At 63.8% G+C, this 16,492-nt stretch carries 11 protein-coding genes; 10 read left to right on the forward strand and 1 reads right to left on the reverse strand.

What is annotated here, in order from left to right; all coding sequences use genetic code 11:
- The first annotated feature begins 1 nt into the window (after position 1).
- The 4 genes from ABC729_RS09990 to ABC729_RS10005 all read left to right on the forward strand — a co-directional run bounded on the left by ABC729_RS09990 (position 2) and on the right by ABC729_RS10005 (position 5,162).
- Positions 2-727, forward strand: coding sequence for a CvpA family protein (locus ABC729_RS09990; protein WP_495607455.1), 726 nt, complete (start codon positions 2-4; stop codon positions 725-727).
- Positions 728-786: 59 nt separating this feature from the next.
- A complete protein-coding gene (gene purF / locus ABC729_RS09995; RefSeq protein WP_495607456.1) occupies positions 787-2,238 on the forward strand; it encodes an amidophosphoribosyltransferase in 1,452 nt (483 codons plus the stop codon).
- Positions 2,239-2,394: 156 nt separating this feature from the next.
- Positions 2,395-3,807: a M16 family metallopeptidase gene (locus ABC729_RS10000; protein ID WP_495607457.1), complete on the forward strand. Its 1,413-nt coding sequence runs from the start codon at positions 2,395-2,397 to the stop codon at positions 3,805-3,807.
- Positions 3,808-3,815: 8 nt separating this feature from the next.
- Positions 3,816-5,162 carry a M16 family metallopeptidase gene (locus ABC729_RS10005; protein ID WP_495607458.1) on the forward strand — a complete coding sequence of 449 codons (1,347 nt, stop codon included), beginning with the start codon at positions 3,816-3,818 and terminating at the stop codon, positions 5,160-5,162.
- 53 nt (positions 5,163-5,215) lie between these two features.
- On the opposite strand, the gene ABC729_RS10010 is transcribed toward ABC729_RS10005, so the two are convergent.
- Positions 5,216-5,851 (reverse strand): beta/gamma crystallin-related protein, encoded by a 636-nt coding sequence (locus ABC729_RS10010; RefSeq protein ID WP_495607459.1) that lies wholly within the window; start codon positions 5,849-5,851, stop codon positions 5,216-5,218.
- A gap of 209 nt (positions 5,852-6,060) precedes the next feature.
- Here ABC729_RS10010 and ABC729_RS10015 point away from each other — a divergent pair, with 209 nt between their 5' ends.
- From ABC729_RS10015 to ABC729_RS10040, 6 genes are all read left to right on the forward strand, one after another.
- Complete coding sequence (locus ABC729_RS10015) at positions 6,061-7,653, forward strand: peptide ABC transporter substrate-binding protein (protein WP_495607460.1); 1,593 nt, start codon at positions 6,061-6,063, stop codon at positions 7,651-7,653.
- A gap of 137 nt (positions 7,654-7,790) precedes the next feature.
- On the forward strand, positions 7,791-8,687 hold the full coding sequence (locus ABC729_RS10020) for a glycine--tRNA ligase subunit alpha (protein WP_495607461.1): 897 nt from the start codon (positions 7,791-7,793) through the stop codon (positions 8,685-8,687).
- Positions 8,688-8,738: 51 nt separating this feature from the next.
- Complete coding sequence (gene glyS, locus ABC729_RS10025; protein WP_495607462.1) at positions 8,739-10,979, forward strand: glycine--tRNA ligase subunit beta; 2,241 nt, start codon at positions 8,739-8,741, stop codon at positions 10,977-10,979.
- Between the two features lie 421 nt (positions 10,980-11,400).
- Complete coding sequence (ppdK, locus tag ABC729_RS10030; protein ID WP_495607463.1) at positions 11,401-14,082, forward strand: pyruvate, phosphate dikinase; 2,682 nt, start codon at positions 11,401-11,403, stop codon at positions 14,080-14,082.
- 104 nt (positions 14,083-14,186) lie between these two features.
- Positions 14,187-14,969 carry a 16S rRNA (uracil(1498)-N(3))-methyltransferase gene (locus ABC729_RS10035; protein WP_495607464.1) on the forward strand — a complete coding sequence of 261 codons (783 nt, stop codon included), beginning with the start codon at positions 14,187-14,189 and terminating at the stop codon, positions 14,967-14,969.
- Between the two features lie 54 nt (positions 14,970-15,023).
- Positions 15,024-16,391, forward strand: a complete 1,368-nt coding sequence (locus ABC729_RS10040) for a glutamate--cysteine ligase (protein ID WP_495607465.1) — start codon at positions 15,024-15,026, stop codon at positions 16,389-16,391.
- The last annotated feature ends 101 nt before the right edge of the window (positions 16,392-16,492 follow it).

Consider the following 16,492-nt stretch of genomic DNA (forward strand, 5'->3'; position numbering starts at 1 on the left):
CATGGAAGGCAGCAGCCTGAACCCCGTTGACGTTGCCGTCGTCACGGTCCTTCTGATCTCCGCCCTGATGGCGTTTGCGCGCGGTTTCGTGCGCGAGGTGCTGTCGGTTGCCGCCTGGATCGGCGCCGCCCTTGCCACCTTGTGGCTGTTCCCGCTGGCCGCCCCTTACACCCGTGTCTATATCAGCACCCAGTATGTGGCCGATGGCGTCACCATCCTGGGCGTGTTCACCCTGTCCCTGATCGCCCTGTCGGTGGTGACCAGCACCATTTCCGGCAAGGTGCAGGAAAGCAGCCTGTCCGCCATCGACCGCTCACTGGGCTTCGCCTTTGGCGTGGTACGCGGCGCAGTCCTGGTGTCGCTGGCCTACCTGTTCGCGGCCTGGCTGTGGCCGGAACAGCCGGTCTGGCTGCGCGAGGCGAAGGCCAAGCCCTTCCTGGAGACGGGTGCCGATATTCTGCGCGGCTTCCTGCCCAATGCCGACCTGTCCCCGGCGCAGCGCGAGGCCCAGCGCGCGCAGAACCGGTTGGAAGAGGCAGAGAATGCCAAACGTACCCTGGAACGGCTTGCCAATCCGCGCCCCACATCTGCGGGGAATGCGGCTGTGCCGGAAAAGGATCGCGGCTATAATGCTGATGACCTTGGCCGTCTTGACCAGGTAATCAAAAGCACCGACCAGCCGCAAGCCAACCAACCGGATCGACGTCCCGAAGGGGACCAACGCTGACCCGGCCTTTGAACATGACCCTACCGGACACCATCTCCCCCGCGAAAGGTGCGAAGCCCATGCTTACGACCCATCCCTTCGACGACGACAAGCTGCGCGAGGAGTGCGGCGTCTTCGGTGTGTACGGTCCCCAGGATGCGGCAGCACTGGTGGCGCTGGGCCTGCACGCGCTTCAGCATCGCGGACAGGAAGCCGCCGGCATCGTCAGCTTCGACGGCCAGGACTTCCCGCAGCATCGCGCGCTGGGTCAGGTCGGTGACATTTTCGGCAGCGAAACGGTCATGCGCAACCTGACCGGTGACATCGCCATCGGCCATGTCCGCTATGCCACCACGGGCGAACGCTCGCTGCGCAATGTGCAGCCTTTATTCGCGGAGTTTGAGTTTGGCGGCTTCGCGCTGGCCCATAATGGCAACCTGACCAACGCCATGCAGCTGCGCCGGCAGCTGGTGCGCCGGGGTTGCCTGTTCCAATCGACGTCCGACACCGAAACCATCATCCATCTGATGGCGACCAGCCGTAACGGCTCCGTCATTGACCGTCTGGTCGATGCGCTGCGTCAGGTGGAAGGCGCTTATTCCCTGGTCTGCATGGCCAAGGATCAGGTGATCGGCGTGCGCGACCCGCATGGCGTGCGCCCGCTGGTGCTGGGCCGTCTGGGCGATACCCATGTTCTGGCCTCGGAAACGGTGGCGCTGGACATTATCGGTGCCGATTACGTGCGCGATATCGACCCCGGCGAAATGGTGGTGCTGGACAAGAGCGGGGTGCAGAGCCTGCGTCCGTTCCAGCAGACCGCGTCCAAGTTCTGCATTTTCGAATATATCTACTTCGCCCGCCCCGACAGCTTCATGGAAGGCCATTCGGTCTATGGCGTGCGCAAGAAGATTGGCGCGCAGCTGGCCGTGGAAAGCCATATCGATGCCGATCTGGTGATCCCCGTGCCGGATTCGGGCGTGCCGGCAGCGCTGGGTTATGCGGAAAAGAGCGGGATTCCCTTCGACCTGGGCATCATCCGCAACCATTATGTGGGTCGCACCTTCATTCAGCCGACGGACAAGATCCGCCGCCTGGGCGTGAAGCTGAAGCACAATGCCAACCGGCACTTCATTGAGGGCAAGCGCATCATCCTGGTCGATGACAGCATCGTGCGCGGCACCACCTCGGTGAAGATCGTGGAGATGATGCGCGATGCCGGTGCCAAGGAAGTGCATATGCGCATTTCCAGCCCGCCGACCAGCAACCCCTGCTTCTACGGCATCGACACGCCGGAGAAGGAGAAGCTGCTGGCCCACCGCATGTCGGTGGAAGAAATGCGTCAATATATCAATGCCGACAGCCTGGCCTTCATCAGCCTGGACGGTCTCTACAAGTCGTTGAACCATGCCAAGCGCGATGGCGACATGCCGCAATATTGCGACGCCTGCTTCACCGGCGAATACCCGATCGAGCTGACCGATTTTGAAGCCACGCGCAGCGATGTGGCCTATATCGGGGCCAAGCGGGCGTAAGGTTCGTCCAGATATCTTTGGTTGCGGGCCGGCCTTTGCGCCGGCCCGTTGCGTTTTCACATTACAATTCGTTCACGTTAAATCCATTGGCTTTCCGAATCCTCCGCGCCACAGTACGGGCCAACAGCCCTGTTGTGCCGGGAGGAATTTTTACCCGTGACCCATGATGCACGTCCCGTAACGCAACGACGCCGCTGGCGCGCCCTGGTGGCTGGCGTGGCCCTGTCGGCGCTGGCGGTATTCCCCGCCGCGGCCCGCGTTTTCGATCCCGAGACCTTCACGTTGAAGAACGGCATGCAGGTGGTGGTGGTGAACAACCCCCGCGCGCCCGTCGTCAGCCACATGGTCTGGTACAAGGTCGGTTCCGCGGATGAGGAGCCGGGCAAATCCGGCCTGGCCCATTACCTTGAACATCTGATGTTCAAGGGCACGGCCAAGATGAAGCCGTCGGAATTTTCCCGCACCGTGGCCCGCAATGGCGGGCGCGACAATGCCTTCACCGCCTATGATTACACGGCCTATTTCGAGAATATCGCCCGCGACCGGCTGGAACTGGTCATGGGGATGGAGGCCGACCGCATGGTCAACCTGCGCCTGACGGACGATATTGTCCTGCCGGAGCGCAAGGTGATCCAGGAGGAACGCCGGCAGCGGACGGAGAATGAGCCGGCTTCGCGGCTTTATGAACAGCTCTACAGCCTGCTGTTCGTGCATCACCCCTATGGCACGCCCATCATCGGCTGGATGCATGAGATCGAGAAGCTGACCACCCAGGACGCGCTGGATTTCTACAAGCGCCACTACGCGCCCAACAATGCCATCCTGGTGGTGGCCGGAGACATTACCGCGGCGGAACTGAAGCCGCTGGCCGAAAAGACCTATGGCAAGATCAAGCCGTCCAAGGACATCCCCGCCCGCGTGCGCGTGACGGAGCCGCCGACGGAGGGGGCGCGGCGCATCACCCTGACCGATGATCAGGTGCGGCAGCCCAACTGGATGCGTATCTGGAAGGCCCCCAGCTACAGCGCCGGGGAGAAACAATACGCCTCCGCGCTGGAGGTGCTGGAAAGCATCCTGGCCGACGGTGCCACCTCACGCCTCTACAAGTCGCTGGTGGTGGAACAGAAGATCGCGGCGGGTGTGAACCTGTCCTACAATCCCAACGCGCTGGACCTTGGCACCCTGTCCGTCTCCGCCACGCCGGCACCTGGCCAGGATGTGGCCGCCGTGGAAAAGGCGCTGGATGCGGAACTGGCGAAGCTGCTGTCGGGCGGCGTCACGGACGCGGAGGTCGCGTCGGCCAAGGTGCGCCTGCGCCGCGACGCGGTCTTCGCACGCGACAGTCTGCAGGGACCGGCTTACGCGTTCGGCGTGGCCCTGACCACGGGGCAAACGGTTGAGGATGTGGAGGCCTGGCCCGACCGCATCGCCGCCGTCACCCGTGAACAGGTGGAACAGGCGGCAAAGCTGGTGCTGGGTCAGGATAACCATGTCACGGGCATCCTTTTGCCCGCCGCCGCACCGGCCCCGGCACAGGCGGCCGCCCCGGCCAAGGGGGGGGCAAAGTAATGGATGTGATGAAGATGATCCGTCGCACGGGCCTGCTGCTGCTTGCGGCCTTCGCGCTCGCCTTTACCAGCCTGCCCGCCGCCGCCGTCGATATCGAAAAGGTGGTCAGCCCCGGCGGGATTGAGGCCTGGCTGGTGCGGGACACCAAGAACCCCATCATCGCCATGCAATTCGCCTTTGCGGGTGGGACAGAGCGCGACCCCGATGGCAAGCTGGGCCTTGCCATCATGACGGCCAGCACCATGGATGAAGGGGCTGGCGATCTGGACAGTCAGGCGTTTCAGGGCAAGCTGGATGAAAACTCCATCCAGTTGTCCTTCAGCGCCGGGCGCGATGGTTTCGTGGGGCAGTTGACCACCCTGCGCGAAACCAAGGACACCGCCTTCGACCTGATGCGTCTGGCGCTGACCAAGCCGCGCTTTGATACCGAAGCGGTAGAGCGTATCCGGGGCCAGTTGCAAACCAGCCTGCGCCGGTCGCAGGCCGATCCCAATTACTGGGCCCAGATGGCGTTCGGGGAGACGCTGTTCCCCGGCCATGCCTATGGACGGCCGCAGCGTGGCACGGCCCAGACCCTGGCCGCCATCACCCGCGACGATCTGGTGAATTTCGCTCGCACGCGTCTGGCCCGTGAAGGGCTGAAGGTGGCCGTTTCGGGCGATATTACGGGTGAAGAACTGGCCCCGCTGCTGGACAGCCTGTTCGGCGCCCTGCCCGCCAAGGCCGACCTGACGCCGGTGGCCGATATCACCGCGGCGGCACCGGGCAAGACCATTCTGGTCCCCCGCCCCATCCCGCAGACGGTGATGATCCTGGCCCATGCCGGCATGGATCGGTCGGACCCGGACTGGTACGCGGCCACCATTCTGAACTATTCGCTGGGCGGCGGCGGCTTCTCCTCCCGGCTGATGGACGAGGTGCGGGAAAAGCGCGGCCTGACCTATGGCATCGGCTCCAACCTGCAAAGCTTTGACCATGCCAATCTGGTCACGGTCAGCGGCTCCACCGTCAATGACAAGGCGGCAGAGGCGATCAGCGTCACCAAGCAGATCTGGGGCGATGTCGCGAAGAACGGCATTACCGAGGCCGAACTGCGCGATGCCCAGACCTATCTGACCGGCTCCTTCCCCCTGCAATTCACCAATAACGGGGCCATTGCCGGCCTGTTGTTGCAGGTGCAGCGGGACAATCTGGGCATCGATTATCTGAACAAGCGCAATGACCTGCTGAACGCCGTCACGCTTGCCGACATCAAGCGGGTCGCCGCCCGGCTGCTGGACCCGGCCAAGCTGACCACCATCCTGGTGGGACAGCCGACAGGCATCACACCGGATGGGACGCTGTATAAGCCCTGATGGTTGAGGAAAGTTGAAACGAAAGGGGCGGCCCGTGGGCCGCCCCTTTTGCATTACCGCCAGATATTCGTCTGCCCGCCGGCACAGCGATATTGCCAGGGCTCGCCTTCCCACCAGATGGTGCCTTCCACCTTGTTGCCCGAGAACTCGCTGCGACCACGGTAGCCATAGCGCTGGATAAAGGCGCGCTCCACCTCGCTCTGGCAGGCATTCTGCGGCTTCTTGGTGACATAGCCACCGCCGTATCCACCGCCACCACCATTCCAGATGATGTCATCATCATGCCGGCGCGGCGGCGGGGGCGGCAGGGGCGGGGGCGGCGGGCGGCCCCAGTCATCATAGTGACCTCCATCCCAATCCCGACGGCGCCCGACCTCGCGCAGGGAGCTGACGCCACCGCGCAAATTCTTCACCTCCGCCACATCGGCAACACGGGCACCATCCACCAGGGTACGGCAATGGTCGTACTTTTTGTCCTTGCACACTTCCCAGGTGCCGGAATGCACGATCAGGGAGCGGGTGCGGTCGTTCCAGGGCGGAAGCTTGGCCAGCGAGTCGATATTGTCATGGATGGTGATCCGTTCGCCCCGGAAATAGGGTTCGGAGAACAAGGTCACCGAACCAGCCAGGGCGGCACCCGCCTGACTCATCACCATCAACCCGGCCAGTGCGGCCACCCAGCGCTTCATCCCCAAACCGGCGGCCTTTCCTGTCGGGCCGCCGCTCCCACAAAGGGCCGGACGATCCCGGCCTGATGATCATCCTTATCCTGCTTTATGGCGGGCCAAAGGCACCACCGGGGCAGGAAAAGGGTGGACCGGTGCTATAGGCCCTCGACAGGGGTGCCGCAACGGTCCAGTCTCCACAAGCCTGGAACGAAAGGATCAAGTGCTTGATCATGCGTGGGATTACACGGCGTGGCGTGCTGGCGGCCTGTGCGGCCCTGCCCCTTCTCTCCCCCTCCTCCGCCGCCCTGGCGCAGGGCAAGCCGGTGGTTGATATCGGCCTGGGGCCGGATGTGGACACGCTGGACCCGCATAAATCCACCACCATCGTGGCCGGACAGCTGTTTATTGAGCTGTGGGAGGGGCTGACCACCTTTGCCGCTGACGGGACCATCATCCCCGGCGTGGCGGAACGGTGGGAAACCAGCGCCGATGGCCTGACCTGGACCTTCTTCCTGCGCGCCGATGCCAGATGGTCGGACGGCAGCGCCGTGACGGCAGCCGATTTCGTCTTCGCCTGGCGGCGCGCCGTGACGCCCACCACGCTTCTGGGCCTGCCGGAATGGATCGCGCCCATCAAGAACGCCCTGCCCATCCTGCAAAATGGCAAGGACCCGGCCAGCCTGGGCGTGGAGGCGGTCAATGACCGCACCTTGAAGGTGACGCTGGAACATCCCAAGCCCGACCTGACCGTCTATACCGCCTATTGGATATTGTCGCCCCTGCACCGCGCGTCGGTCACCAGACATGGCGATGGCTTCGCGCAGCCGGGCAAGCTGATCGGCAATGGCCCCTTCATGCTGACCGGGGCCGTACCGCAGAGCCATTATGCCCTGACCGTCAACCCGCATTACCACAGGGCGACATCCATCGCTGTGGCCGGTGCCAAGTACCATGTCACGGAGGATCTGCAGACGGAACTGAAACGGTTCCGGGCCGGCGAACTGCTGGCCACCAAGGAGGTGCCGCCAACCCAGCTGGACTGGGCGCGGGCCAATCTGGCCGACAGTCTGCGTCTGGCCTATCGCGCCAGCACCTTCTTCCTGATCCCCAACCTGACCAAGGCCCCGTGGAAGGATAATCCCGACCTGTGCGTGGCCCTGTCCATGGCCATCGACCGCAAGGTGATTGTGGAGAAGATCACCAAGGGCGGCGAGCTGCCGGCCTATGCCATGACGCCGGAGGGGCTGGTCGGCTATACCCCGCCCAGGCCGGATTGGGCTGACCTGCCCACCGCCGAACGCATCGCCCGCGCCAAGGCTCTGTTCGCCAAGGCCGGATACGGACCGGACAAGCCGCTGTCGCTGGAACTGCTGTACAACACCAATGAGCTGAACCGGCAGGTGGCCGTGGCCGTCGCCGCCATGTGGCAGCAGACCTTGGGCGTGAAGACCACCTTGTCGAACCAGGAATTCAAGGTCGTGGTCAGCCGGATGAAGGAACATACCTACCCGGATATCGTCCGCATCACCTGGGCCGTGGGGCTGGTCACTGAGTATCTGAACCTGCTGCGCTCGCGCGCCAACACGGTCGGCCCCGGCTATATCAATCCCGCCATGGACCGCGCCATGGAAGAGGTGGATCAGGCCCTGACCCTGGATGATTTCCGCGCCAAACTGGCGGCGGCGGAAAGGATCGCCATGGCCGACATGCCCATGATCCCCGTCATGCGTCAGGCCAGCCGCCGTCTGGTCAGTCCGAAGCTGAAAGGCTGGGTCGATAACCCGCTGGACCTGCATTCGGCGCGGTATCTGTCGGTGGGCTGATACCGCCCCCCGCGCAACAAACCAACCGTCAGCCCTGCGTTCCCCGCACAGAACGTAGTCAGGTCGTTGCCTTGATTTGGCCCTTGGCGCCCTCTAAGGTGCGATGCAGTGTAACAAGCGTGTGAAGTAACGGGACCATGGCGGCGAAAGAACCCCTCTCCTTCCAGGGCGTTATCCTGACCCTGCAGAATTTCTGGGCGGCCCAGGGCTGTCTGGTTTTGCAGCCTTACGACATGGAAGTGGGTGCGGGCACGTTCCACCCGGCCACCACCTTGCGGGCGCTGGGTCCCGACAACTGGAATGCCGCTTATGTTCAGCCGTCCCGCCGTCCCAAGGATGGCCGCTATGGCGAAAACCCCAACCGGCTGCAGCATTATTACCAGTTCCAGGTAATCATGAAGCCGTCGCCGGCCAACATCCAGGACCTGTATCTACAGTCCCTGGTGGCCCTGGGCGTTGATCCGGCCCTGCACGATATCCGCTTTGTCGAGGATGACTGGGAAAGCCCGACCTTGGGCGCCTGGGGCCTGGGCTGGGAGGTCTGGTGCGACGGCATGGAAGTGTCGCAGTTCACCTATTTCCAGCAGGTGGGCGGCATCGGCGTGGAGAAGGTGGCGGCAGAGCTGACCTATGGTCTGGAACGGCTTGCCATGTATATCCAGGGCGTGGAGAACGTTTACGACCTGCGCTTCAACGATCCTGTGGGTGACCGCCCGGCGGTGAAGTATGGCGAGGTGTTCCACCGCGCCGAACAGGAATACTCCGCGCATAATTTTGAATATGCGAACACAGAGATGTTGTTGCAGCATTTCCAGAATGCGGAGAAGGAGTGCGCTGCCCTGCTGTCCCATGGTCTGGCCCTGCCGGCCTATGATCAGTGCATCAAGGCCAGCCATCTGTTCAATCTGCTGGATGCGCGCGGGGTCATTTCGGTGGTGGAACGACAGAGCTATATCCTGCGGGTGCGCACGCTGGCCAAGGCCTGTTGCGAGGCGTGGCTGGCCGATGGCTACCGCCAAGGTAAAGCCGCCTGAACCTGATCATTACGACACCAGAACAATAAACACCGGACGCTTGTGACCAAAATGGCCGAACTGCTGATCGAACTGTTCATGGAAGAAATCCCGGCCCGCATGCAGGTGCGTGCTGCTGAGGATTTCAAGCGTCTGGTGACGGACAAGCTGTCGGCGGCGGGTATTGGCTTCACCAAGGCCGAGGTTCATTCCACCCCCCGTCGTCTGGCCCTTGTGGTCGATGGCCTGCCCACGGCCCAGGCCGATGTGCGCGACGAAAAGAAGGGTCCGCGCGTCGGGTCGCCCGAACAGGCGCTGGCGGGTTTCCTGAAATCCGCCGGCCTGTCCAGCATCGATCAGGCCGAACAGCGCGACACCGGCAAGGGCGTGTTCTATTTCGCGGTGATCGAAAAGAAGGGCGGTGCCACCATCGACGCCCTGCCCGGCATCATTGATGCCGCCATCCGCGAACTGCCCTGGCCCAAGTCCATGCGCTGGGGCGCCAATGAATTCATGTGGGTCCGCCCGCTGCATTCCATCATCGCCCTGTTCGATGGCGCGGTTATCCCCGGTGCCCTGGATTTGGGGGCCAAGAGCATTGCCTATGGCAACCAGACGGAAGGCCACCGCTTCCTGTCGCCAGGTCCCCTCACCGTCAGCAGCTTCGCCGACTATGCTTCCAAGCTGGCGGCGGCCCATGTCGTTCTGGACCGGGAGGAGCGCAAGCGCCTGATCCTGGCCGGTGCGCAAAAGGCAGCGGCGGCGGAAGGCTTTGTCCTGAAGGATGATCCGGGCCTGACGGAGGAAGTGGCGGGTCTGGTGGAATGGCCCGTGGTCCTGACCGGTGCCATCGACAATCAGTTCATGGACGTGCCGGCGGAGGTGCTGACCACCTCCATGCGCACGCATCAGCGTTATTTCGCCCTGGAAACTGCTGACGGCAAGCTGGCCCCGCGCTTCGTCGTGGTCGCCAACCGCACCACCATCGATGGCGGCAAGGCGGTCATCGCCGGCAATGAACGCGTCCTGCGCGCCCGCCTGTCGGACGCCAAGTTCTTCTGGGACCAGGATCTGAAGGTGAAGCTGGAAGACCGGGTGCCCGGCCTGAAGGACATCACCTTCCATGCCAAGCTGGGCACCCTGGCGCAGCGGGTGGAGCGGATCAAGGCCCTGTCGGTTTCCATCGCCAAGGCCCTGAATTGGGACGAGGCAACGATTGAACAGGCCGCCCTGGCCGCCCGCCTGTCCAAGTCCGACCTGACCACGGGCGTGGTGGGTGAATTCCCCGAGGTCCAGGGCATCATGGGCCGCTACGTCGCCTATCACGAAGGGCTGCCCGCCCCCGTGGCAGAGGCGATTGCCGACCATTACAAGCCGCTGGGCCCCAGCGACCGCGTGCCGACCGACAAGGTGTCGGTGGCGGTGGCGCTCGCCGAAAAGATCGACACGCTGGTCGCCTTCTTCGGCATCGATGAAAAGCCGACCGGTTCGCGCGACCCGTTCGCCCTGCGCCGTGCGGCGCTGGGTGTGATCCGGCTGATCGTGGAGAATGGTCTGCGGGTGAAGCTGGGTGAGGTGATCAAGCGTCACTTGCCGCTGGTAGCGCGATCTGCAGGTGCCTCCATCGGCCACGATGTTGGCAAAGACCTCGAAGAGTTGGTATTTGGAATTGTCGGTAACGACAATACAGTGGCAGCAGAAGACCTGCACGCGCACTTGAAGTCCTATGTTTCAGATGCCGCAAAGCAAACCATTTTGGTTGATGTCTTCAACAAGTGCCTACGCGGCGCTTCTGAGGTGCTTCCGTTCTTCTACGACCGCCTGAAGGTCTCCCTGAAGGAAAAGGGCGTCCGGCACGACCTGATCGACGCCGTTCTGGCCCTGGGTGGCGAGGACGACTTCGTCCGCCTGCTGGCCCGCGTCGATGCGCTGTCGAACTTCCTCGCCACCGATGACGGCAAGAACCTGCTGGCGGCCTCCAAGCGCGCCAGCAATATCCTGCGTATCGAGGAAAAGAAGGACGGCCCGCATGATGGTGCCGTTGATGCCGGCCTGCTGAGCCAGGATGAGGAAAAGGCCCTGGCCGACGCCCTGGTCGCGGCCCACAAACAGGCGGCCCCGCTGATCGAGGCGGAAGACTTCACCGGCGCCATGGCCGCCTTCGCGGCGCTCCGTGCACCCGTCGATGCCTTCTTCGAAAAGGTCACGGTGAACGCGCCCGAAGCGCCGGTTCGCGCCAACCGCCTGCGCCTGTTGAGCCAGATCCGCGCGACGCTGAACCTGATCGCCGACTTCTCGAAGATCGAAGGCTGACCCCATGATCCATCACCCTCGCACCCCCCGCCCGCTACGGCGGGCGCGGTGCGGCGGTGAAGGTAGTGGAATTACGCTATCCTTGTTGCAGTGCGGTAGTTTGGTAGTGGCGGGGAACGACAATGTCCGCGCACTCCACCCGCGACGCGGCCACGCCCCCTGTCGTCATCCCGGCGAAAGCCGGGACCCAGGGGCCAAACGCCCGACCTTTCCGCCCCTGTCGATCATCGCGGCGGCACCCTGTTTCCCGCACCCCCTGGGTCCCGGCTTTCGCCGGGATGACGGGAGAGCTGCGGCTTCACGCCAATCCCCCATCCGGGCCCCGGCCCGTATCCCCGTGCAACAACACCGTCAAGAGTGTTGCACGGTGTTTCACCACGTCACCACCAGTCCAACCCCATAATCAAACGGGACCAAGATCATGACGAAGTGGGTCTACAGCTTCGGTGAAGGCAAGGCCGAAGGTCGCGCGGAGATGAAGAACCTCCTGGGCGGCAAGGGCGCCAACCTGGCGGAGATGAGCAATCTCGGCCTGCCGGTGCCCCCTGGCTTTACGGTCACGACGGAGGTCTGCACCTACTTTTATGCCAATGGCCGCCAGTATCCCGACAGTTTGCGCGCCGAGGTCGGTGCCGCACTGGCGGAGATTGAGCGGATCGTGGGCATGAAGTTCGGCGATGCGGAAAACCCGCTGCTGGTCTCGGTCCGCTCCGGTGCCCGCGCGTCGATGCCGGGCATGATGGACACCGTCCTGAATCTGGGCCTGAACGATGTGACGGTGGCGGGGCTGGCCCGCCGGTCTGGTGATGCCCGCTTCGCCTATGACAGCTATCGCCGCTTCATCCAGATGTTCGGCAATGTCGTGCTGGATGTGGATCACCATCATTTCGAAGAAGTGCTGGAAGATCACAAGCGCGACCATGACCTGAACCTGGATACCGAGCTGACCGCCGAAGACTGGCAGGCGGTGATCAAGGGCTATAAGGAGGTGGTGCAGGAAGAGCTGGGCCGCCCCTTCCCGCAGGACCCGCAGGAACAGCTGTGGGGTGCCATCGGGGCCGTGTTCGGCTCCTGGATGAATGCGCGCGCCATCACCTATCGCAAGCTGCATGACATTCCGGCCGAATGGGGCACGGCGGTCAATATCCAGGCCATGGTGTTCGGCAATATGGGTGGCGACTGCGCCACCGGCGTGGCCTTCACCCGCAACCCGTCCACGGGCGAAAACGCCTTCTATGGCGAATATCTGATCAATGCCCAGGGTGAGGATGTGGTAGCCGGCATCCGCACGCCGCAGCACCTGACCATCGCCGGCAAGATCGCCAACGGTTCCGACCTGCCGGCCATGGAAGAAAGCATGCCGGAAGTGTTCGCGCAGCTGAACGCGGTGCGCCTGAAGCTGGAGCGGCATTACCGCGACATGCAGGACATTGAATTTACGGTGCAGCAATCCAAGCTCTATATGCTGCAAACCCGGTCGGGCAAGCGCACGGCCCCGGCGGCCCTGAAGATCGCGGTGGACATGGTGCGTGAGGGCCTGATCAGCCAGAAGGAAGGCATCCTGCGGATCGAGCCGAAATCGCTGGATCAGCTGCTGCACCCGACGCTGGACCCCAAGGCCAAGAAGCAGATCATCGCCAAGGGCCTGCCGGCCAGCCCCGGTGCCGCATCCGGCAAGGTCGTCTTCACCGCCGAAGAGGCGGAGAAGCAGGCGGCCCTGGGCGACAATGTCATCCTCTGCCGCGTGGAAACCAGCCCCGAAGACATTCACGGCATGCACGCCGCCAAGGGCATCCTGACCACCCGTGGCGGCATGACCAGCCACGCGGCGGTGGTGGCCCGTGGCATGGGCCGGTCCTGCGTGGCCGGTGCCGGTGAACTGCGCATCGATTACAAGCGCGGCATCATTACCGTCCGCAATGTCGAGGTGCGGGCCGGCGACATCATCACCATCGATGGCTCGACCGGTGAGGTGATGCTGGGCGAGGTGCCGACCATTCAGCCGGAACTGTCGGGCGACTTTGCCGAGCTGATGGGCTGGGCCGATGCCCATCGCCGCATGAAGGTGCGCACCAACGCCGAAACCCCGCTGGACGCCCGTACCGCGCGCAAGTTCGGGGCGGAAGGCATCGGCCTGTGCCGCACCGAACATATGTTCTTCGACGCCGACCGCATCATCGCCGTGCGCGAGATGATCCTGGCCGAAAGCGAGGCGGGCCGCCGCCACGCGCTGGCCAAGATCGCGCCCATGCAGCGCAAGGACTTTGTTGAGCTGTTCAAGATCATGAAGGGCCTGCCCGTCACGATCCGCCTGCTGGACCCGCCGCTGCACGAATTCCTGCCCAACAATGAGGCGGAGATGGTGGAGGTGGCCAAGGCCGCCGGCACCGACCTGCAGAAGGTGCAGCACCGATCCTTGCAGTTGCATGAAGCCAACCCGATGCTGGGCCATCGCGGTTGCCGCCTGGGCATCTCCTACCCCGAAATCTATGAGATGCAGGCCCGCGCCATTTTCGAGGCGGCGGTGGAGGTGTTCAAGGAAACCGGTGAGACCGTGATCCCGGAGATCATGATCCCCCTGGTCGGCACCAAGAAGGAGCTGGACATCCTGAAGGCGGTGATCGACCGCGTCGGGGCGGAAGTGATCGCCGCAAGCGGCCACAAGGTCGATTATCTGGTCGGCACCATGATCGAACTGCCGCGCGCCGCGCTGCAGGCCGCCAAGATCGCGGAGACCGCCGGCTTCTTCAGCTTCGGCACCAACGACCTGACCCAGACCACCTTTGGCATCAGCCGCGACGATGCCGGCGCCTTCCTGCCCGATTATCAGCGGGCAGGCATCCTGGAACACGACCCGTTCGTGACGCTGGATACCGAAGGCGTGGGCGAACTGGTGCAGATCGCCGCCGAGCGTGGCCGCAAGACCCGCCCCGACATCAAGCTGGGCATCTGCGGCGAACATGGCGGTGATCCATCGTCGGTCTATTTCTGTGAAAAGGTGGGGCTGGATTACGTCTCCTGCTCCCCCTACCGCGTGCCCATCGCCCGCCTGGCCGCCGCACAGGCCGCCATTGAGGGTGAGAAGCGCGCCAGCGAGGCGTGATAAACAGACAGGGGCCGGCAACGGCCCCCGTTCTGCCCCACAACACTGGACTTTTCCGCGCGAAAGCCTATCCCTGTTGTGGAGATCAGCTTCCCGGATGACCCATGGCTGCCGACGCCCTGCCCCGTACCCGCCTGTTCATCGACCAGCCCTTGAGCCCTGGTGGGGTGGCGGCGTTGGATGGGGATCGGGCGCATTATCTGCGGGCGGTGCTGCGTCAGGGGCCGGGAGACGGGGTTCTGGCCTTTAATGGCCGGGATGGGGAGTTTCTGGCCCATATCGAGACCCTGTCCAAATCCGCCGGCACCCTGCGCCTGGATCGGCAGACACGCCGCCCTGACGGCGACGCGCCCCCTGCCCCCTGGCTGCTATTCGCACCGCTGAAGGGCGGGCGCACTGAATATGTGGTTGAAAAGGCGGTGGAGCTGGGTGTCGGCCGGCTGGTGCCCGTCTTCACCCGGCGCGGCGACGTCAACCGCGTGAATATCGACCGGCTGCGCGCCAACGCGCTGGAGGCCGCCGAACAGTGCGAGCGGCTGGACGCGCCCGACGTTGCGGACGGGGTCGAGCTAGGCCGGCTGCTGTCCGGTTGGGACCCGGCCCGCACCCTGTTTGTTGCGGCGGAAAGCGGGGTGGCACAGCCCCTGGTGACCGCCGTCACTGCGGCGGCGGGAAAGCCCGTCGCATTCCTTGTGGGTCCGGAGGGGGGATTCGACCAACAGGAACTTGATGCCCTGCGCCGCCTGCCTTTTGTGGTAAGCGTGGGCCTGGGGCCCCGCGTGCTACGCGCTGATACGGCTGCCTTTTCCGCCCTTGCCGTCTGGCAGGCGGCGGCGGGTGACTGGCAATCAGCCAATGGCGACGCAAGGCCGCCCAATCGCACCTGAACGTAATCCCGCCCGCCGTCTCTGCAACGTCCTTCGCGTTAAGGAACTGAACCAATGTCCGCACCTCCGACGTCGCGCGGCGAACCGATCACCGACCGCCGGCAACTGGTCGAGTATCTGGAAAAGGGATCGAAGCCCGCCAGCGATTGGCGCATCGGCACCGAGCATGAGAAATTCGTTTTTCGTGGCCCCGACCATGCTCCGGTCCCCTATGCCGGCCCTGGCGGGATCGGGGAAATCCTGGGCGAATTCCAGCGCCGATTCGGCTGGGAACCCGTGCGGGAGGGCGACAACATCATCGCCCTGACCAAGGGCATGGCCAATATCAGCCTGGAACCGGGCGGGCAGTTCGAACTGTCCGGCGCGCCGCTGGTCAGCATCCACCAGACCTGCGGTGAGGTGGGGCAGCATCTGGCAGAGGTGCGGGCCATCGGCCAGGATCTGGGCTTCGGCATGCTGGGCATGGGCTTCAACCCGAAATGGAAGCGGTCCGACATCCCCTGGATGCCCAAGGGCCGCTACAAGATCATGGGCTCCTACATGCCCAAGGTGGGCACGCTGGGCCTGGATATGATGACCCGAACCTGCACCGTGCAGGTGAATCTGGACTTCGCGTCGGAAGCCGACATGGTGAAGAAGTTCCGGGTGTCGCTGGCCCTACAACCCATTGCCACGGCCCTGTTCGCGGCCAGCCCCTTCACGGAAGGCAAGCCCAACGGGTTCCAGAGCTATCGTTCCCATATCTGGACCGACACGGACAAGGACCGCACCGGCGATCTGCCCTTCGTGTTCGAGGATGGGTTCGGGTTCGAACGCTATGTGGATTACGCGCTCGATGTGCCCATGTATTTCGTCTATCGCGATGGGCAATATCTGGACGCATCGGGCCTTTCTTTTCGTGACTATCTGAACGGGAACCTGTCGATCCTGCCGGGCGAGTTGCCGCTGATGACCGACTGGTCGGATCATATGACGACCATGTTCCCGGAAGTACGCCTGAAGAAATATCTGGAAATGCGCGGGGCCGATGCCGGTCCCTGGGGCCGGCTTTGCGCCTTGCCGGCGCTGTGGGTCGGGCTGCTTTATGACACTACCGCCCTGGATGCCGCCTGGGACATCGTCAAGGGCTGGACCCAGGAAGACCGCGCCAGCTTGCGCCGCGACGTGCCGCGCCTGGGCCTTGCCACCCCGTTCCAGGGGGGCACAGTGCAGGATGTGGCCCGCCGCGTGGTGGATATTGCCCGCGAAGGTCTGCGTAACCGCGCCCGCACCGCTGGCATGGGCGATGATGAAACCCACTTCATCGAACCGCTGGTCGCCATCGCGGAGTCGGGGCGTTCGCTGTCCACGGAGATGCTGGAAAAGTACCAGGGCTCGTGGGGGGGCAACGTTGACCCCATATATAAGGAATATGCCTATTGAACAGGTAACCGGTGGGCGGTGGAGGCACTTCGCCTGCCGCCCGCCTATGGTTGCACTTCTGTTGCCGCGCTCGACCTTCTTGCCTAGAATGTTTCCCGCGT

The sequence above is a fragment of the Niveispirillum sp. CC-CTL257 genome (genome assembly GCF_059489915.1).

Coding starts and splice junctions, on each gene's coding strand:
- ABC729_RS10035 (WP_495607464.1), top strand. CDS start 14,187: ATGGCTGCCGACGCCCTGCCCCGTACCCGCCTGTTCATCGACCAGCCC.
- ABC729_RS10040 (WP_495607465.1), top strand. CDS start 15,024: ATGTCCGCACCTCCGACGTCGCGCGGCGAACCGATCACCGACCGCCGG.
- ABC729_RS10020 (WP_495607461.1), top strand. CDS start 7,791: ATGGCGGCGAAAGAACCCCTCTCCTTCCAGGGCGTTATCCTGACCCTG.
- purF (WP_495607456.1), top strand. CDS start 787: ATGCTTACGACCCATCCCTTCGACGACGACAAGCTGCGCGAGGAGTGC.
- ABC729_RS10010 (WP_495607459.1), bottom strand. CDS start 5,851: ATGAAGCGCTGGGTGGCCGCACTGGCCGGGTTGATGGTGATGAGTCAG.
- ABC729_RS10015 (WP_495607460.1), top strand. CDS start 6,061: ATGCGTGGGATTACACGGCGTGGCGTGCTGGCGGCCTGTGCGGCCCTG.
- ppdK (WP_495607463.1), top strand. CDS start 11,401: ATGACGAAGTGGGTCTACAGCTTCGGTGAAGGCAAGGCCGAAGGTCGC.
- glyS (WP_495607462.1), top strand. CDS start 8,739: ATGGCCGAACTGCTGATCGAACTGTTCATGGAAGAAATCCCGGCCCGC.
- ABC729_RS10005 (WP_495607458.1), top strand. CDS start 3,816: ATGAAGATGATCCGTCGCACGGGCCTGCTGCTGCTTGCGGCCTTCGCG.
- ABC729_RS09990 (WP_495607455.1), top strand. CDS start 2: ATGGAAGGCAGCAGCCTGAACCCCGTTGACGTTGCCGTCGTCACGGTC.